The sequence below is a fragment of the Apibacter sp. B2912 genome (genome assembly GCF_009827835.1).
Classification (GTDB): Bacteria; Bacteroidota; Bacteroidia; order Flavobacteriales; family Weeksellaceae; genus Apibacter.
Map to the genome: position 1 here is coordinate 622,232 of NZ_WINV01000002.1, position 18,495 is coordinate 640,726.

General features: G+C 31.1%; 17 protein-coding genes. 10 read left to right on the forward strand and 7 right to left on the reverse strand.

Annotation, left to right across the window (positions count from 1 at the left end):
* Positions 1–37 precede the first annotated feature (37 nt).
* The 3 genes from porV to GFV01_RS06020 all read left to right on the forward strand — a co-directional run bounded on the left by porV (position 38) and on the right by GFV01_RS06020 (position 2,841).
* A complete protein-coding gene (gene porV / locus GFV01_RS06010; RefSeq protein WP_105297060.1) occupies positions 38–1,198 on the forward strand; it encodes a type IX secretion system outer membrane channel protein PorV in 1,161 nt (386 codons plus the stop codon).
* Positions 1,199–1,286: 88 nt separating this feature from the next.
* Positions 1,287–2,300, forward strand: coding sequence for a bifunctional oligoribonuclease/PAP phosphatase NrnA (locus tag GFV01_RS06015; RefSeq protein WP_160565578.1), 1,014 nt, complete (start codon positions 1,287–1,289; stop codon positions 2,298–2,300).
* Positions 2,287–2,841 carry an FKBP-type peptidyl-prolyl cis-trans isomerase gene (locus tag GFV01_RS06020; protein WP_160565580.1) on the forward strand — a complete coding sequence of 185 codons (555 nt, stop codon included), beginning with the start codon at positions 2,287–2,289 and terminating at the stop codon, positions 2,839–2,841. The genes GFV01_RS06015 and GFV01_RS06020 overlap by 14 nt, the downstream gene beginning before the upstream one ends.
* Before the next feature lie 41 nt (positions 2,842–2,882).
* Here the strand turns inward: GFV01_RS06020 and GFV01_RS06025 are convergent, their stop codons facing one another.
* On the reverse strand, positions 2,883–3,911 hold the full coding sequence (locus GFV01_RS06025) for a bifunctional riboflavin kinase/FAD synthetase (RefSeq protein WP_255448947.1): 1,029 nt from the start codon (positions 3,909–3,911) through the stop codon (positions 2,883–2,885).
* A 31-nt stretch (positions 3,912–3,942) separates the two neighbouring features.
* Here GFV01_RS06025 and atpD point away from each other — a divergent pair, with 31 nt between their 5' ends.
* Both atpD and GFV01_RS06035 read left to right on the forward strand, forming a co-directional pair.
* Entirely contained in the window at positions 3,943–5,457 is a 1,515-nt protein-coding gene (gene atpD / locus GFV01_RS06030; protein ID WP_160565582.1) for a F0F1 ATP synthase subunit beta, read from the forward strand.
* Between the two features lie 8 nt (positions 5,458–5,465).
* Complete coding sequence (locus tag GFV01_RS06035) at positions 5,466–5,735, forward strand: F0F1 ATP synthase subunit epsilon (RefSeq protein WP_160542374.1); 270 nt, start codon at positions 5,466–5,468, stop codon at positions 5,733–5,735.
* 141 nt (positions 5,736–5,876) lie between these two features.
* Here the strand turns inward: GFV01_RS06035 and trmB are convergent, their stop codons facing one another.
* Positions 5,877–6,548 (reverse strand): tRNA (guanosine(46)-N7)-methyltransferase TrmB, encoded by a 672-nt coding sequence (gene trmB / locus GFV01_RS06040; RefSeq protein WP_160565584.1) that lies wholly within the window; start codon positions 6,546–6,548, stop codon positions 5,877–5,879.
* Positions 6,549–6,831: 283 nt separating this feature from the next.
* On the opposite strand from trmB, the gene GFV01_RS06045 reads away from it, so the two are divergent.
* Complete coding sequence (locus tag GFV01_RS06045; RefSeq protein WP_160565586.1) at positions 6,832–8,010, forward strand: MFS transporter; 1,179 nt, start codon at positions 6,832–6,834, stop codon at positions 8,008–8,010.
* 148 nt (positions 8,011–8,158) lie between these two features.
* On the opposite strand, the gene GFV01_RS06050 is transcribed toward GFV01_RS06045, so the two are convergent.
* From GFV01_RS06050 to msrA, 3 genes are all read right to left on the reverse strand, one after another.
* A complete protein-coding gene (locus GFV01_RS06050) occupies positions 8,159–8,746 on the reverse strand; it encodes a hypothetical protein (RefSeq protein ID WP_105297090.1) in 588 nt (195 codons plus the stop codon).
* A gap of 77 nt (positions 8,747–8,823) precedes the next feature.
* A complete protein-coding gene (guaB, locus tag GFV01_RS06055) occupies positions 8,824–10,284 on the reverse strand; it encodes an IMP dehydrogenase (protein ID WP_160565588.1) in 1,461 nt (486 codons plus the stop codon).
* Positions 10,285–10,540: 256 nt separating this feature from the next.
* Positions 10,541–11,119 (reverse strand): peptide-methionine (S)-S-oxide reductase MsrA, encoded by a 579-nt coding sequence (gene msrA, locus GFV01_RS06060; RefSeq protein WP_255448174.1) that lies wholly within the window; start codon positions 11,117–11,119, stop codon positions 10,541–10,543.
* 367 nt (positions 11,120–11,486) lie between these two features.
* Here msrA and GFV01_RS06065 point away from each other — a divergent pair, with 367 nt between their 5' ends.
* The 4 genes from GFV01_RS06065 to hflX all read left to right on the forward strand — a co-directional run bounded on the left by GFV01_RS06065 (position 11,487) and on the right by hflX (position 15,700).
* Positions 11,487–11,939 (forward strand): Fur family transcriptional regulator, encoded by a 453-nt coding sequence (locus tag GFV01_RS06065; RefSeq protein ID WP_105297069.1) that lies wholly within the window; start codon positions 11,487–11,489, stop codon positions 11,937–11,939.
* A complete protein-coding gene (locus GFV01_RS06070; protein WP_160565590.1) occupies positions 11,940–13,598 on the forward strand; it encodes an OstA-like protein in 1,659 nt (552 codons plus the stop codon). It abuts the gene before it with no gap.
* 56 nt (positions 13,599–13,654) lie between these two features.
* On the forward strand, positions 13,655–14,227 hold the full coding sequence (locus tag GFV01_RS06075; RefSeq protein ID WP_160565592.1) for a DNA-3-methyladenine glycosylase I: 573 nt from the start codon (positions 13,655–13,657) through the stop codon (positions 14,225–14,227).
* Positions 14,228–14,482: 255 nt separating this feature from the next.
* Positions 14,483–15,700, forward strand: a complete 1,218-nt coding sequence (hflX, locus tag GFV01_RS06080; RefSeq protein ID WP_160565594.1) for a GTPase HflX — start codon at positions 14,483–14,485, stop codon at positions 15,698–15,700.
* A 62-nt stretch (positions 15,701–15,762) separates the two neighbouring features.
* Here the strand turns inward: hflX and GFV01_RS06085 are convergent, their stop codons facing one another.
* Both GFV01_RS06085 and GFV01_RS06090 read right to left on the reverse strand, forming a co-directional pair.
* Positions 15,763–16,272 carry an SPOR domain-containing protein gene (locus tag GFV01_RS06085; RefSeq protein ID WP_160565596.1) on the reverse strand — a complete coding sequence of 170 codons (510 nt, stop codon included), beginning with the start codon at positions 16,270–16,272 and terminating at the stop codon, positions 15,763–15,765.
* Positions 16,273–16,341: 69 nt separating this feature from the next.
* Positions 16,342–18,426 (reverse strand): DUF5686 family protein, encoded by a 2,085-nt coding sequence (locus GFV01_RS06090; protein WP_160565598.1) that lies wholly within the window; start codon positions 18,424–18,426, stop codon positions 16,342–16,344.
* Positions 18,427–18,495: the final 69 nt, after the last annotated feature.

The following is an 18,495-nucleotide window of genomic DNA, read 5'->3' on the forward strand; positions in this document are numbered from 1 at the left end:
AATAAAAAAATTTATATCATTTTAACTCAAATAGTTCATGAAAAAAAGAATTTTAATTCTGACGTTGTTATTATTTAGCGCCTTTAAGGCTCAGAATAGAAATTACGCCATAGTCACCGGAGCACCCTTTTTAAGAATATCACCGGATGCTCGTTCTGGCGGTTTAGGTGATCAAGGGGTGGCAACGTCACCCGATGGGTTCTCCCAATTTTGGAACCCTTCAAAATATGTTTTTGGAACTAGTTATTCCGGAGTAGGTCTTTCATATACTCCCTATATGAATAAACTAACTAGCGATGTATTTTTATTAAACGGAACTTTTTATACATTCCTCGGTGAAGAAGAAAGAAGCACATTAGCCGCAAGTATTTATTATTTCAACATGGGTGAAATCCAACTTAACGAATTATTGGGAAATAATATTGTTGAAAAAGGTATTTCTAAACCTAATGAATTTGCACTAGATGTGTCTTATGGACTTAAATTAGCGGATGTATATTCCATGGCGGTTACCGCAAGGTACGTTCGTTCCGATTTATTTAACAATGTTGATAATTCATCTGCCCAAACAAAGGCTGCCAATACATTTGCAGTTGATGTAACAGGATATTTCCAATCTGAAAAAAGCAGTTCTTTCGGCAATTATGAAGGAAGATGGAGAGCTGGTTGGGGATTATTTAATATGGGACCTAAATTAGATTACTCTGACAGCAAAGAAAATTCCAGCTATTTGCCTACTAATTTAAGATTAGGTGTGGGTTATGACCTATATTTCGATGACGATAATAAATTGGGATTGACTTTTGAAGCTACAAAATTACTTGTTCCTGCACCCGAAGAAGTTAAAAATCCCGACGGTAGCATAACATATCAAGTTCCCGATAAAAGTTTTATTTCCGGAATGTTTAAATCATTTAGTAATAAAGATGTGGGCAAAGAAATTACGTACAGTATTGCTGGTGAATATACTTTCAATAACGCATTTGCTTTTCGTACCGGTTATTTCTACGAAAATCCTGACAAAGGAGGAAGACAATATGTAACACTGGGAGCAGGTCTTAAATATCAATCGTTCGGTATTGATTTTTCTTATCTGATTACAACTTCAAGTGTTAATAATGCTTTAGACAATACATTACGATTTGGATTGACGTGGGATTTTGGTGGTGATGCAACCAATGCTTACGACAATTATTAAAATTTCAACTAAAATATCTAATCTATAGTAAGAATCACTCTGTATAAAAGAGTGATTTTTTTTACATTTACCAAAATTATACAGTACGATGTTTACACCTGAAAAACTCAATGAATTAAAACAATTAATAAAAACAAAAAAAAATATACTCATTTTGGCTCATCAGAATCCGGATGGTGATGCCATTGGTTCTTCTTTAGGATTATATCATTTTTTACATACCCTTGGAGTAAAATCCACGATAATTGTACCGAATGAATTTCCTAAATTTTTAAAATGGTTGCCGGAAGCCAAAAATATTATTATAGGTGAATATCGGGTAAAATTCGTTGAAATAGCTTTTAGAAATGCAGATTTAATTTTCTGTCTTGATTTCAATACTTCTTCAAGGATTAATCAATTGGAAACAAAATTAAATGAATCAAGAGCCATTAAAGTCTTGATTGATCATCATCAAAACCCGGATAATTTTGATTATATATATTCAGATACTTCTCAACCGGCTACTTGCCAAATGATTTATAAATTTATTGATGCCTTAGGTGAAGTATCGAAAATCGATGAAAAAATAGCAACTTGTCTATATACCGGAATTTTAACTGATACCGGAAGTTTTCGGTTTAGAAATACCACCGCTGAAACTCATAAAATTATATCCGTATTTTTGGAAAAAGGTGCAAAACCGGATCTTATAGCTTCCAATATTTTTGATTGTAATACACCGGAACGACTAAAACTTTTAGGCTGTGTTTTAGAATCCATTGAACTTATTTCTAATAAAAATACTGCAATATTGTATGTGACCAGAAATCAATTGTTAGAATTGGGTTATCAAAAAGGAGATACGGAAGGATTTGTTAATTACGGACTTTCCATTGTAGGCATTAAGTTTGTTGCATTTTTTATGGAAGATCTGCAAAATGATTTTGTTAAGATTTCTTTCCGTTCCAAAGGTAATTTTGACGTTAACGCGTTTTCTCGAAGCTATTTTAATGGCGGTGGACATATTAATGCTGCCGGTGGCAGAAGTGATCTTTCTTTAAAAGATTCTATTTCAAGATTTAAAAATATAATTGAAAACGAAATCCATGAAATTTCTTAACATTGCAATTATATACTCATTTTGTATAGGCATTTTATTCTCGTGTCAGAAAAAAGAAATTTTCCTTCCGGTTACTAATTCAAAATCTGCATACGGCAAAAAATTATTAGAAAACTCTAAAGCTAGAGAAGATAAGGAAAGGGATTTCTTGCAAAACTGGATTAGTAAACGAGAGGATTCTTTACATTTAAAATTTGTTCCTACTTCTTCGGGTATTTGGATTCGATTTATTTCACATAAAAAATCTTCACAACCTAAAAATAATAGCTGGATTAAATATTCTGCTGAAATAAAAACACTTTCAGGAGATGTAATTTATTCTTTTGATGAGTTTGGTGAAAAGCAGGGAGTTTTAGGAAAATTTAAAGAGATAAGAGGAATTGAGTCAGCATTGTACATGATGGAAAAAGGAGATGTAGCTGAAATAGTCCTCCCCTCCTTCTCTGCCTATGGTTTATATGGTGATGAAAATAAAATTGGATCTAATGTTCCCCTCTTAGTAACCCTTACTTTAATCGACGTTAAACCTTTATCGAAATGATTATCTTATAAAATTTAGTCGGATACACTTATTTTGAAAAATTAATTATATAAATCTTTAAAATAGTTTTGTGTATTTTTTTTATCCAAAGTCAATCTAGCCTTAAGATCATCTAATGAAGAAAATTTGATCTCATCACGTGCTCTATCATAGAAATAAATTTCAATTTCTTTTCCATATAAATCCCTATCAAATTCAAGTATATGAACTTCAATTTGTTTTTGTAAACCTTGTATGGTAGGACGCATTCCTATATTCATCATCCCGTAAAAAAATTCATCTTTAATCTTAACTTTGACATAATATACCCCATTTTTTGGGCATATCTTGTGTGGATCAATTTCAATATTTGCAGTAGGAAAACCGATGGTTCTTCCTATCTTATCACCAGTAACCACTTTGCCCTTCATAAAAAAATTATATCCTAAATACTTGTTTGCTTTACCTATTTTACCTTCGCTAATTTTATTTCTAATTTTAGTCGAACTGATTACGGAAGTATATCCACTTACTGAAGGAAGTTTGTGAAGAGTAAATCCAAATTGTTCGGAATATGTTTGCAAACGTTCGTAATTTCCATCCCGATTATTTCCAAATTGATGATCATAACCAATAACTAATGAATGTATGTGTAACTGGGATACTAATAGATCTCTAACAAATTCTAAGGCACTTAACCGGCTAAACTCTTTCGTAAATTCTTGTACAAATAAATGCTGCACATTAAATTTTTCCAAAAGTTGTATTTTTTCATTTAAAGTAGTTAAAAGCTTAAGTTCAGTTGTGGGTTGTAAAACGAATCGGGGGTGTGGATTGAATGTCATAACTGCTGTTTCAGCTCCCTCTTTATTTGCAATATCATGCAAATAGTTTAAAACAAACTGATGGCCCAAATGCACTCCATCGAACATACCTAAAGTTAGTATAATTTTATTTTCTTTAGCTACTTTAAAATTTTTAGTATAAATATTCACCGGTAATGAAAACAAATTGTCTGCAAAAATATGATATTTTTTTGGTTTTTTTTCAACGCCTATAAGCTTTAAAATAGTATATTTGTAATTCCACAAAGGAAATGTAATTATTTGAATTTTAAATTATATGGTAACGGAAAATAAAGGTAAAATATCTCAGGTAATAGGTCCGGTTATAGACGTTGTTTTTGATGACGTAGAACAACTTCCCAATATATATGATGCTTTAGAAGTTATTAAAGATAACGACGAACCCAATCTAGTACTGGAAGTTGAGCAACATATAGGTCAAGATACAGTTAGATGTATCGCTATGGATGCTACCGATGGCTTATATCGAGGTCAGGAAGTTATAGCAACTAATAAACCTATAACGGTTCCTATCGGTGAAGAAATTAACGGACGTTTATTCAACGTTATCGGAAAAGCTATTGATGGAATCGGTGATGTACCCAAAACCCATGAATTACCTATACACAGGCCTTCTCCGAATTTTGAAGATATTTCTACTTCTGCAGAAGTTTTATATACCGGTATTAAAGTTATCGATCTAATTGAGCCATATTCTAAAGGAGGTAAAATTGGCCTTTTCGGAGGCGCAGGAGTTGGTAAAACCGTATTGATTCAAGAATTGATTAACAATATTGCTAAAGGACACGGTGGGTTATCTGTATTTGCCGGTGTTGGAGAACGAACTCGTGAAGGAAATGACCTATTACGGGAAATGCTGGAATCTAAAATTATCTCTTATGGAGATGAATTTATGAAATCCATGGAAGAAGGCGGATGGGACCTTTCAAAAGTTGATTTTGATGCTTTAAAATCATCGAAAGTTGCCTTTGTTTTTGGTCAAATGAATGAACCTCCCGGTGCGCGTGCCAGAGTGGCTCTATCCGGTTTAACCTTAGCTGAATATTATCGAGACGGTTTAGGAGCCGGAAAAGGTAGGGACGTATTGTTTTTCATAGATAATATTTTCCGTTTTACTCAAGCCGGATCGGAAGTTTCTGCTTTATTAGGACGTATGCCTTCTGCGGTAGGGTATCAACCTACCTTAGCCAGTGAAATGGGTGCACTTCAAGAAAGAATTACCTCAACTAAAAACGGTTCTATTACATCTGTTCAAGCAGTTTATGTTCCGGCAGACGATTTAACTGACCCTGCCCCTGCAACTACATTTGCTTATTTGGATGCAACTACTGTATTAGACAGGAAAATTGCTTCATTGGGTATCTATCCGGCCGTAGATCCACTACAATCTACTTCGCGAATTCTTTCTCCTGAAATTTTAGGAAATGATCACTATGAATGTGCTCAAAATGTTAAGGAAATCCTTCAAAGATATAAAGCTTTACAAGATATCATTGCCATCTTAGGTATGGAAGAATTGAGTGAAGAAGATAAATTAGTGGTTTATCGAGCTAGAAAAGTACAAAGATTCCTTTCACAACCTTTCCATGTTGCAGAACAGTTTACGGGAACTCCCGGTGCATTAGTGGATATTAAAGACACCATTAAAGGGTTTAATATGATTCTTAACGGAGAATTAGATCAATATCCGGAAGCTGCCTTTAACTTGAAAGGAACTATCGAAGAAGTTATTGAACATGGCGAAAGACTATTAGCTGAACTAAAAAAATAATTATTTTGATGAAAATACAAATACTTACTCCGGAAGAGGTTATTTTTGACGGTGAAGTTTCATCTATAACAGTTCCCGGTTCATTGGGTGAATTTCAAATGTTGGAAAACCATGCTTCTATTGTTTCTACTCTTGAACCCGGAATCATTAAGCTTGAAAATGTAAGTTCTTCTTCCAACGCTACTAAATTAAAGAATGATGGCAAATACCAAACATTCACTATTAAGAGCGGATTATTAGAATTTAATAATAATAAAGGTATAATACTTTGTGATTAAAATATTTATACAATAATATTATAATAACATAAAAAAGGATTGAATAACAATCCTTTTTTTATTATATATAATTTACATTTAGAGTATCTAGTTAAGATATTTATAATAGGTTAATCATATAGCATGAAATTCCGTTTATAGTTATATTTTAAAATTCAAATAGGTGATAGGTTTACCTTCTTTTAAAAACATATTCTCATAAAAAGTTTTTATTTCTCTTACGTAAGAAGGTAATTCGTATTCCGGCGCTCCATAAATATCATGGTGAGAAGATAACACGGTATATCCCAAACCATGTATTAATCCGTTGGCATAACCATGTAAAAATTCACTATCCGTTTTTAAATGGATACTACCTCCTTCTTTCATAATTCTTTTATACTTTTCAAGAAAAATAGAATTTATTAATCGGTGCTTTGTCCTTTTATATTTAATTTGTGGATCCGGAAATGTTATCCATATTTCATCTACTTCTCCGGGAGAAAATACATGTTCAATTAATTCAATTTGAGTGCGCAAAAAACCAACATTTTTTATTTGTTGTTCTATGGCTGTTTTTGCTCCTCTCCAAAAACGTGCTCCTTTAATATCTATTCCTAAAAAGTTTTTATCAGGAAAATGTTGCGCTAAACCAACGGAATATTCGCCCTTTCCACAACCCAATTCAATGATTATGGGATTATCATTTTTAAAAAATTCTTCTTTCCATTTACCTTTATAATGAAAATTAGAAAGTATTTCATCTCTCGTAGGCTGTATTACATTATTAAAAGTCTTGTTTTCAGCAAATTTACGAAGTTTATCCTTGCCCATAATTTAGTATTGAATGTACAAAAATAACTATATTCGTACACATTTCAAATTTCTTTATTGGTAGCTAGTTTCATAATGTGACAATAAATGAATACCCCTAAATATAATTAAGATCTGCTAACTAAAAACGTTTCCTTTTAAATCTTCTTAAATTTCTTTAAAATTCATTAAAATATTAAAATTAAAGTTTCAATTATTATCGTATTTATAATTCATTCATAAAAAATTTCATATACTTAAAATTAATTTAATATTTTTATGAATTAAACACTATTAATAACCAATGGACCTTTCTCAACCAAAACTTACTCCTAAAATACTTTGGCTGATGGCTATTAGTTCAGGACTAGTAGTAGCAAATAACTATTATAACCAACCACTATTGGGTTTAATGGCCAAAGATTTTAATGTCAGTGAATCAAAAATAAGCGGTATAACCATGTTCACGCAAATCGGCTATGCCTGTGGACTATTTTTTCTGATTCCCTTAGGTGACATGTTTCGTAGAAAAAAAATTATTCTTATTGATTTTATATTCATTATTGGTAGTTTATTAGCTATGGCTGTCAGTCCTTCCATAGAATTATTATTTCCCATAAGTTTTATAATAGGCTTTACTTCTGTAATTCCTCAATTGTTTATACCCATGGCTGCAACTTTGGCAGCTCCGGAAGATAAACCTAAAGCCGTTGGATTTGTGATGAGCGGATTACTCATCGGTATATTGGGATCGAGGGTTTTAAGTGGATATATCGGCGATATTTTAGGATGGAGAGAAATGTTTTATATCGCAGCTATATTAATGGGGGTTGTGTATCTTTTGATATATTTTAATTTACCGGAAATCTACCCGAATTTTAAAGGAAATTATAAAAAGTTAATGCTTTCACTCGTTGAGCTTTTTAAAACAGATTCATCATTACGCTCTGCCGCTTTACGAGGAGGACTTAGTTTTGCTTCTTTAAGTGCTTTTTGGACTCCTTTGGTTTTTCATCTTGAAGAAAATTTTCATTTAAGCGACGGAACAGCAAGTAATATAGCCGGAAAATTTGGCTTAGTAGGTGCATTTGGAGCTCTGGCTGCTGCCCTCATGGGAAAAGTTATATCTAAATTCAATAAAAATACAATACTTGTTTTTACTGCATTATTAATTTTACTTTCATGGATTATATTCTACTATGGAGGTTATTCTTATTTGGGTTTAACTATTGGGATTATATTAATTGATATTGGGGTGCAATCTACCCAAATTACTAATCAATCTATTATTTTTTCAAATCACCCGGAAGCAGGTAATCGTGTTAATACTATTTATATGACCAGTTATTTTATCGGTGGATCACTGGGAACCTTTATTTCCGCCTATGCTTTTGAAATTTATAATTGGACCGGTGTGATTAGTGTAGGTAGTTTTTTCGCTATAATAATGTTAATATTCCATTTACTTTCAATAAAACGATAATATATTGTTAGTTTATTTCTTTTGTAATTAAATATAGTATAAAATAAACTAGTAATATTTAATTCATTAAACCGGTGGCAACTGACTTTGTTTCATAAAAAAAACTCCTATTTTCTAGGAGTTTTAATTTTTTTTAACAGCAGCTAAATTATTTGGATTGTGGAATATAAATTTGAAATCCTAAACCAAAACCTAAACCACTTTGTTTGTTTCCGTTGTTAATATTTTGAATTGCAGCTGCATAGTTATATCCGATTGTACCTTCTAACGCTACAGAACGGGTAATAAAATGAGCGTAACCCACATTTACACCAAAGGCAAATCCACTGTCTGAGCTTCCGTTAACTGCTGCTCCTTTGAATCCAACATCACCTTCAGCAAAAAATCTTCCGGTTTCTTTAGCACCTTCAGGGAAGTAATACCTTACAAAAGGCATAACCCCATAGTTCCAAATAGGTTTTTCATCGTCTTGAAATACTGCCCCGAAATCTATAGCTGCACCAACGGCTATTCCATGAGAAAGAAAATACCCAACTCTAGGAGTTAAATTAAATGAAAATCCTTTGTTTTCGAAATCATAGCCGAGATTTGTAATACCTGCTCCGGTCAACCAGCTTCCTTTTTGAATTGGTGTAGAACCTACGTTAGCCGAAGTTTGTGGTGTAGTTACAATCTGTGCATTTGATATTGCTATACTACCTAAAAAAATAGTAAACAATAAAAGTACTTTTTTCATAATTATTATATTATTTTTATACACCATAGTAAACGACAAAACCTATGCCAAAATTTTAACAAAATATTATATTTTTTTTAATTAGAATAATTTGGTGCTTCTTGAGTAATTATAACATCGTGAGGATGACTTTCTTTTAGTCCTGCTGAAGAAATTTTAACCATTTTACTTTCTTTTTGCAATTTTACTATATCTTCTGTACCGCAATATCCCATACCTGCACGAATTCCTCCACATAATTGATAAACCACATCGGATAACTTTCCTTTATAAGGAACTCTCCCTTCAATTCCTTCCGGTACTAATTTTTTTGTTCCCGATTGGAAGTAACGATCTTTGCTTCCTCTTTTCATGGCAGAAATTGAACCCATACCTTGATAACTTTTGAACTTTCTTCCTTGAAAAATAATTTCATCTCCGGGCGCTTCATCGGTTCCGGCAAATAAAGATCCCAGCATGACACAGGATGCACCGCTGGATATAGCTTTAACTATATCTCCCGAAAGTTTAATTCCTCCATCTGCAATTACCGGTATATGATGCTGATTTGCATATTCATAGACATTATATATGGCAGATAATTGTGGCACTCCCACTCCCGCTACTACTCTTGTGGTACATATAGATCCGGGACCTACACCCACTTTTAATGAATTGGCTCCAGCTTCTATTAAATCTTTTGCCGCTTGTGCGGTAACTATATTTCCACCAACAATATCTAAATCGGGAAAAGAAGCTCTGATTTCTCTGATTTTATTTAATACATTGATTGAATGTCCATGAGCGGAATCTACCGCAATTATGTCCACTCCCGCTTTTACTAATGCTTCGACTCTTTCTAAGGTATCATCTCCTACTCCTACACCAGCTCCCACTCTAAGTCTTCCTTCAGAATCTTTACATGAATTGGGATATTCCAACAAATTATCAATATCTTTTATGGTAATCAACCCTATTAATTTGTTGTGATCATCTATAATAGGAAGCTTTTCTATCCTATTATTTAATAATATTTGCTTGGCTTGTTCCAAAGAAGTATTTTTTGAAGAAGTGATAATATGTTCTTTGGACATGACATCTTCTACTTTCTGATTTAAATCCGATTGATATTTAATATCTCTATTGGTAATTATTCCGACTAAGGTATCATCTTCTTCTATTACAGGCAAACCGGATATTTTATATTCTCTCATTAGCATAAGCGCATCCTGTAAGGTATGGTTTCGACTTAAGGTAATGGGATTGGAGATCATGCCGTTTTCTGACCTCTTTACTTTGTTAACTTCAACAGCCTGTTGATCTATCGGCATATTTTTGTGAATAAATCCAAGACCTCCTTCTCTGGCCAAAGCAATGGCTAAAACTGATTCAGTTACAGTGTCCATAGCTGCTGAAACTATTGGAATGTTTAATTGAATTCTTTTAGTTAACTGGGTTTTTAAATTTACTTGAGAAGGTAAAATCTCTGAATAAGAAGGAATAAGCAAAACATCATCAAATGTGATAGCTTCTTCTACAATTTTAGAACTAAGCGACATATTGTTTTTTGCCAAGCAAATATATAATTTTTTTTCTAAAAAAATAATTTAATTTTTTTTAAAAAAAGTATATAATCAAAATAATACATGATAAAATAACACGTAATTTTTTATAAAAAGACTAATTATTTATAAAAATAAATTAAATTGATATAGATATTTTAGATTTATTTTTATTAAAATTATAAATATTTTTTTCTATAATTAAAATAATTTAAATTAATTCTAACTACATTTTTTTTACATTGTGAATTTCTTACGCTTGATTTTTATCCACATTTCTTTTTTGATATTCTGCTTTCAATTTATAATTAAATCGCGCTTTAAATTTTTGGATTTTAGGTGCAATGGTATAGCTGCAATAAGGTTGATTTGGATTTTGTTCGTAATATCTTTGGTGATAATCTTCAGCCGGATAAAATTCTTTAAAAGGTACTATTTCTGTCACATATTTACCTTTCCATAAGTCAGAAGATTCTGATTTTTTTAAAGATTCTTGAGCAAGAATTTTTTGTTCTTCGTTTCTATAAAAGATAACAGATCTATATTGAGTGCCAATATCATTTCCTTGTCTGTTTAATTGAGTCGGATCATGTAAAAACCAAAAAACATCTAATATTTCTGAAAAAGAAATTTCTTCAGGATCGTATTCAATTTCAATTACTTCCGCATGTCCCGTAGTGCCCGTACAAACATCTTTATAATTAGCATTTTCTTTTTTTCCTCCGGAATATCCTGCCGTTACCTTAGTAATACCGTTTAACATTTCAAAACAAGGACTTAAACACCAAAAACATCCTCCTCCTAATGTAATTTTCTCTAATTTTTTTCTCATTATATCCGTTTTCTTTTCTTGTGATTGATTGGTCTGACAACTAAACAAAAGTAAATTAATAGCATTAAAAAAAATAAATAATTGCTTTTTTATATTATTTGTTAGAACTAGTTGCATATTTATAAAACAGTTATAAAAATTTAAGTATTTAATATTATTCTTTATTAAACAAAAACTGTACTAAAATTTATTTTTTTTTAAATATTTTAGACAAACAAAAGGATTTATTTATATTTTTTTTTGAATAAATAAATTATTCCATAAAAAAAATATTTATTTTGTTTAGGAAATCATTCTAAATTATGTTATAAGAAAGTATGATTAAGGTAATTAATTTGCTAAATTTGCATATTACCTATTCTATAACATGAGTACAGATACTGCAAATAAAAATTTTGAAATTGTTAAAGATGTTTTTATAAAATATTTAGAAGATCGAGGACATAGAAAAACTCCTGAAAGATTTGCTATCGTTGAGGAGATCTATTCAACGGATGAACATTTCAATATCGATTGGCTGTATATGAGAATGAAAGAAAAAAATTATAGAGTGAGTAGAGCCACTATTTATAATACCATTGAAATTCTTTTAGATGCCAAGTTAGTCCGAAAACATCAATTTGGAGAAGGACTTCAAGCTTTATATGAAAAATCATATTTTGCTAAGCAACATGATCATATCTTAATGATGGATTCGGGAGAAGTTATTGAATTTTGTGATCCTAGACTTCAAACAATTAAAGATTCTTTAGAAAAAATATTTAATATTGAAATCGAAAGTCATTCTTTATATTTTTACGCAAAAAAGAAAAGCAAGTAAATGAATTTAAAAATTATATTTTTTATTTTCTTTATATTCACAGGTGTATTTTTATTTTCTCAAGTTACCCCTCCGGCTCCTTCCAAAAAGGATAATCCCAAACCCATAAATCTTATCAATGCCGACATGGAAGAAGTGAATGAACATGTATTTAACGGAAATATTGTTTATTCAGGACATGTCATAGCAGAACACGAAACTTCTCATTTAGAAGCAGATTCAATCATTTATTTTAGCGATAAAAATTTTATTGAAGCAAGAGGAAATGTTTTTTTTAGGGATAAACAATCTACCTTGAATTGTAAAAAATTGACTTATAATGGAATAACCAGAAATGCCATCGCCTATCATAACGTAAAATTAGTTACCCCCGATCAAACGGTTGAAACCGAGGAAATGATCTATGATGCCAATCGGGATGTTGCCTATTTTGACAATTGGGGAACAGTTTATAAAGGCGAAAATATAACTCATACAAAAGTTGGAAAATATTTTGTTAAAGACAACCGAATTGAATTAGGGGATAATTCTACGTTAGAATCTCCGGAATATATATTAGAAGGGTCTGATATTAAATATGATGCTAAAAATGAAATTGCAACATTTACTAAATTTACTCGCATAACCAATAAAAAAGATCCTACGGTTTACGTAACGGGAAGTACAGGTTCTTACAATACCAAAACCAAACAATCCGATTTAAAAAATGACGGAAAGGTTTATTACCAAGGGAAAATATTATCCGGCAATGATTTATTTTTTGATGAAATAAAAGGTTTTGGTAGAGGAATTAAAAACGTTAAACTGGAAGAACCTAAAGAAAAAAGATTTTTAATCGGTGAATATGCTGAAGTATATCAATTTAAGGATTCTGCAATGATTACAGGAAGGCCTTATATGGTAAAAGCATTTACTAAAGATTCTTTATACATTCATTCCGATACCTTGATTGCCATTCAAGGAAAAGATAAAAAAACTACCATTCGGGGGTACCATAACGGAAGGCTATTCAAATCGAATGTTTCCGGAAAAAGTGATTCTCTGGTGTATCAAGAAACCATTGGAAGAATTGATTTTTATAAAAAACCCATATTTTGGTCAACAGGAGGAAGACAATTAACCGCAGACACTCTTTCTGCGCATTTAAATAGTTCCAGTCAAGCCATTGATTCCATTTATGGCAGATCTCATGCTTTTGTAATTAGCAAAGTAGATTCATTAAGTCCTAAATTGGAATTCAATCAAGCAAAAGGAAGAATGCTTCATGCCTATTTTCAAAATGAAGAGCTTCATTTAGTAGATTTAAAAGGTAATGCCGAATCCATCACTTATGTAGAAGAAGAATCTAAAACGAAAGGTAAACAACGGACGGGAATCAGCATATCTGTATGTGGAATTTTACAAGGTGAGTTTGTTGAACGCAAAATGGATATTGTTTCTTGTCAGCTCAGTGCAGAATCAAAATTATACCCTGAAAGTAAGCTTCCCAAGCAAAACAGATATTTACCTGACTTTGAATGGAGAGATGACGAAAGATTAAAAAAATGGCAAGATATATTTCCGGATGTCTTTCCCTATAATAAAAACGAGCCTAGAAAAACCATTGAGCAACTATTGGAAGAAGAGAAAAAACAAAATGCAAAAGTCAGCAATCGATAATTATCAGATACCTATATAAATATCTATATTTGCATCTTACATTAATATAAATTAGTATGGAAAGAGAAATAATTCGATGCGAATGGGTAGGATCTGATGACATATACAAAAAATATCATGATGAGGAATGGGGCAAACCGGTATATGATGACCGATTACTATTTGAATTTCTTTTACTTGAAGGATTTCAAGCCGGTCTTAGTTGGATTACGGTATTAAAAAAAAGAGAGAGTATTCGTGAAGCTTTTGACCATTTTGATTATAAAAAAATTTCACAATATACTCAGGAAAAAATGGATCGTTTACTTCTCAATGAAGGTGTTATTAGAAATAAATTGAAAATTAAAGCTGCCATAATCAATGCACAAAAATATATGGACGTGCAAAATGAATTCGGAAGTTTTAGCAATTATTTATGGAACTTTGTCAACCACACACCTATTTGCAACCACTGGGAGACCATTAAACAAGTTCCCGCTTCAACTCAACTTTCCGATAGTATTTCGAAAGATTTAAAAAAGCGTGGATTTAAATTTGTGGGTACAACTATTATTTATGCATTTTTACAGGCAGTTGGAGTGGTTAATGATCATACTCTTACTTGCTCATTTCATCCTGTTAATCATTAGTTGATTGCAAACATGTTTTTTTTCGATTTACTTTTATATTTAATTACTAATTAGAAAAAATTTCTCTTAGGACCCATTGTACTATTCAGTAAAAACACAGAATTAAAAAAATTGTATAATTATTGAAAGATATCTGTTATGTTAAATCACATTATGCAGTAATTACACATACCTTATAAAATTTAATAGTATTACACATTATTAAAAAACAATACATTTGATAAATAAATCGAGTTTAAAGCAGATTAATTTTATATGTTAGAAAAAAAAGAAGCATTATATGAAAAAGCTATTCTAATCGGATTGATTACTCAAAACCAAGATGAAGAAAAGTTAAATGAATACATGGATGAATTGGAGTTTTTGGCAAATACAGCCGGAGCTGTAGTTTATAAAAGATTTACGCAAAAGCTGGATCAGCCACATTCAAGAACGTTTGTAGGAAAAGGAAAGTTGGAAGAAATTAATAGTTATGCTAAAGAACATGAAGTCGATACAATTATTTTCGATGATGAACTGACTCCTTCTCAACTTAAAAATATAGAAAAAGAATTAGACAGGAAAATTATTGACCGTACGAATCTTATATTAGATATTTTTGCTCAACGAGCAGAAACATCCTATGCCAGAACACAAGTGGAACTTGCTCAATATGAATATCTTCTTCCTCGCTTAACTCGTATGTGGACTCACCTGGAACGTCAAAAAGGAGGTATTGGATTGAGAGGACCTGGAGAAACTGAAATTGAAACCGACCGACGTATTATCAGAGACAGAATATCCTTGCTTAAAGAAAAATTAAAATCGATTGATAAGCAAATGTCAACTCAACGAAACAATCGAGGAAAATTAGTTAGAGTAGCTTTGGTTGGATATACTAATGTAGGAAAATCTACCTTAATGAATGTGTTGAGTAAATCTGAAGTTTTTGCCGAAAATAAATTATTTGCAACACTAGACACAACTGTAAGAAAAGTTGTAATAGGTAATCTTCCTTTTTTACTAACTGATACAGTCGGCTTTATAAGAAAATTACCTACTCAGCTGGTAGAGTCGTTTAAATCAACGTTAGATGAAGTGAGAGAGGCTGATCTCTTGATCCATGTGGTTGATATTTCTCATCCCAGCTTTGAAGATCATATTAATTCCGTTAATACCATATTGGCTGAAATAGGTTCTGCAGATAAACCAACAATAATGGTATTTAATAAAATTGATAATTTTTCTTATGAAAGAAAAGATGAAGATGATCTAACACCGGTTACCAAAAGAAATTATTCGTTAGACGATTGGAAAAAAACATGGATGGCTAAATCCAAATATCCTAGTGTTTTTATTTCTGCTTTAACTAAAGAAAATTATGAAGAATTGAAGAAAATTATTTATAATCAAGTTAAAGATATCCATACCCAACGATTTCCTTATAATGATTTCCTCTTTGAATATTACGATCAAGAAGGAAAAGAAATATAATTTAAAATGCAAAAGGGCTTAATAATAAGCCCTTTTTGTTTTATATTTTTTATTAAAAAAAATTATTTTGCTCGGTTACAATAAATTCTCCAATTAACTAATAAGGCGGAAGGAAAATTCCTTTTAATTCTTTTTAAATCAGATTTTGCTGATTCTCTCTTAAAATAATCTCCGGCCAAAAGTCTCCAATCAGGACGTAAATAACTTTTTTCAACCCGTAACTCAGGGAATAACTTTCTAAATTCTGTAGTCAACGTATTAATTTCCTTCTCTGTTTTAGCTTCTCCAACTTTGATCATAAAACCGGGTATATCGTTACGTCTGCCACAAATGTTTTCAGGAGAAACAGGCCTATTCACCGGTTTTTTATCGGTGGAAGAAATAGGTTTAGATTCTCGCGTGGTGTCTCCAAATTTTTTGCATAATTCATCTTCACTAACCATTTTCAATATTTCTTCATCAGCATTAATAATCAGCTTTCCCCCGGTAGCTGAATCTACTTTAATAATGATTTGCTGGGCTTTAAAAGAAATACATATAAAAAAAAGTAATAAAAAAATATAGCTTTTCATTTGGATATTATGATAAAATTAACTACACAAAAATAGCATTTTATAATTAAATCTAAAGAAATATGCTATTTAAAAGAGACTAAAAGTTAATTTAAGAAATAAATTTTTATCGAAAGTAGGAAGGTGATAGGCTCCCATTCTATAATAAATTCCCAATCCAAAATAGTAAATTAGCTTATTAAGCTCCATTCCAACTTCTTGATAATAGTTGTCGGGAACTGAAAAAGAAGTTAATTTATGGATTTCTTTATGATTCATATTTCCTAGTAATCCATTATAAACTAAAGAAAATTGCAACTTACTGTTTCCTATAAAATTTATGTCTTTAAAAGAATGAGTTAAGAAAAAAGCCACATATTTATCCGCATAAAACTCTCCGGGTGCTAAGGTTTCCAGTGATCGATAGCCTTTCATTGAAAATCTATTTCCTATTGATTTCCCTACTTTCGCATTACCAAAACTTCCATAATTATTCCATAAAACCGTTTTTCCGAAAATATATCCGGAATTCATAACTAAGGAACTCTCCCCTATTGGATTAGTTACAGATATATGAGCAGCTAAGTCAAAACGATCATAGTTGAAATCAGCTCCTAAAGTTTTCCACCCTTTGGTATAATCAAAATAAAAATAAACGGGCTTATCTTCTAACGTCATTTTTCCTTCCGGAGTCATCAGGTATTTAGCAAATGGTGTGTATTTAAGATGTAAAGAAGTTGAAAATAACGTATATTTATGAGAAGGCGTATAAGATTTAAATGAATATTCATAATCCGATTTTTGAACTTCATAATTCGCTTCCACCGAAGCAGTAACTTTCTTTACTATATCTTGTTCATAAGCGAGCTTTCCTCCTCTGTAAGTATAAAAAATTGAATTTTGAATGTAATTTAATTCGTCCTTTATTTGTTCCTCACGATTAGGAAATCTATTAATAGTTTTAGAAAACGGATTTACATCAGAGTATCCTAAGAGCTTTATTTTTCCATTATTTTTTTTGTTTACATTAAGATCCATTCCCAACGCACCTTTACTGTTAGTGCTTTTCGTCCCGAAGGCAAGATATCCGAGTATGGATATATTTTTACTAAACTTGTAATTGGTTTTTCCTCCTAACTGAAACCTAAATCCTTCATAATCATTATAATTCATCAAATTCAATACATTTAAATCCACTTTACCTAAAGGTAATTTCCAATTTTTTACCGAATTCAAAAGACGAACATTTTTTTCAATGGGTAACGCATTAAAAAAGCTGGAATTTGCATAGGTAATCTTTTCTCGTTGCGTTAAAGGAGTTTTACGAAAATTTTTAATTTTAGATTCCGTATTTGTATTAAAATCTTTTTCCAATTCATATTCATATCCTCTAAAATCTTTTCTTGTAAAAGACTTATTGGATGTAAAATGAGACGTTGTCATCTCGATAACTATCCAGGGAGAAAACAAAAATTTTTGTTCCTTGTTGGAATTTGTCAAAAATTTGGTAATATCAATGGTACTTATTCTTATTTTATTGGTTTTAGACTTTAAATACCATATTCCTTTGAACGATTTCCATTGATATTCAAAATAACGAGTATAATTTGAGTTATATTCTTCCCCTGAATATTTAACTACTGCAAAACTTTTAGCGTCAATATACAATGTTCCCCTGCTCCCATTTACTAACAAGTTTTTTTTGGATCCGAATGAAATAATGTAATTTTTTTTAGTATCGATTACAATACTGTCAATTAATTTAAAATTATAGGAATTGAATTTATTCTTGAAAAGATTAGGAAATTCTTCTTGAAAAAAAGGTTCAGAAAACAACTCATAAAAAGGTTTTTTAAAGCCCGAAACCTGATCGGCTAAAATTATATTTTTTTTCCCGTATCTTGTGTCATATCTGCATTTCATCACCCGCTCTCCTAAAAATATATATTCCTTTTTCTCTAACTTAGCAATCTCAGATGAATCACTATTCATACTATGCATAACATTACTAAAATCATCAATATAGAATTTAGTATATAAAAAATAATTATAAGAATTTAAATGGTTAGGATGGTTAATTTTTTCGTTCTTTTTAACCATTTTTAAAATTTTATAAACACGGGAATGAGGATGATCCGGTAGATAATATTTCATCTCTAAATTCTGAGAGAACATAAATATTTGAAAAAACAAAAAAATATAAACCGGAAAATTCTTCATATAGTCAAATAAATGTGTATTACA

Coding starts and splice junctions, on each gene's coding strand:
- porV (WP_105297060.1), top strand. CDS start 38: ATGAAAAAAAGAATTTTAATTCTGACGTTGTTATTATTTAGCGCCTTT.
- GFV01_RS06015 (WP_160565578.1), top strand. CDS start 1,287: ATGTTTACACCTGAAAAACTCAATGAATTAAAACAATTAATAAAAACA.
- GFV01_RS06020 (WP_160565580.1), top strand. CDS start 2,287: ATGAAATTTCTTAACATTGCAATTATATACTCATTTTGTATAGGCATT.
- atpD (WP_160565582.1), top strand. CDS start 3,943: ATGGTAACGGAAAATAAAGGTAAAATATCTCAGGTAATAGGTCCGGTT.
- GFV01_RS06035 (WP_160542374.1), top strand. CDS start 5,466: ATGAAAATACAAATACTTACTCCGGAAGAGGTTATTTTTGACGGTGAA.
- trmB (WP_160565584.1), bottom strand. CDS start 6,548: ATGGGCAAGGATAAACTTCGTAAATTTGCTGAAAACAAGACTTTTAAT.
- GFV01_RS06045 (WP_160565586.1), top strand. CDS start 6,832: ATGGACCTTTCTCAACCAAAACTTACTCCTAAAATACTTTGGCTGATG.
- GFV01_RS06050 (WP_105297090.1), bottom strand. CDS start 8,746: ATGAAAAAAGTACTTTTATTGTTTACTATTTTTTTAGGTAGTATAGCA.
- guaB (WP_160565588.1), bottom strand. CDS start 10,284: ATGTCGCTTAGTTCTAAAATTGTAGAAGAAGCTATCACATTTGATGAT.
- msrA (WP_255448174.1), bottom strand. CDS start 11,119: ATGAGAAAAAAATTAGAGAAAATTACATTAGGAGGAGGATGTTTTTGG.
- GFV01_RS06065 (WP_105297069.1), top strand. CDS start 11,487: ATGAGTACAGATACTGCAAATAAAAATTTTGAAATTGTTAAAGATGTT.
- GFV01_RS06070 (WP_160565590.1), top strand. CDS start 11,940: ATGAATTTAAAAATTATATTTTTTATTTTCTTTATATTCACAGGTGTA.
- GFV01_RS06075 (WP_160565592.1), top strand. CDS start 13,655: ATGGAAAGAGAAATAATTCGATGCGAATGGGTAGGATCTGATGACATA.
- hflX (WP_160565594.1), top strand. CDS start 14,483: ATGTTAGAAAAAAAAGAAGCATTATATGAAAAAGCTATTCTAATCGGA.
- GFV01_RS06085 (WP_160565596.1), bottom strand. CDS start 16,272: ATGAAAAGCTATATTTTTTTATTACTTTTTTTTATATGTATTTCTTTT.
- GFV01_RS06090 (WP_160565598.1), bottom strand. CDS start 18,426: ATGTTCTCTCAGAATTTAGAGATGAAATATTATCTACCGGATCATCCT.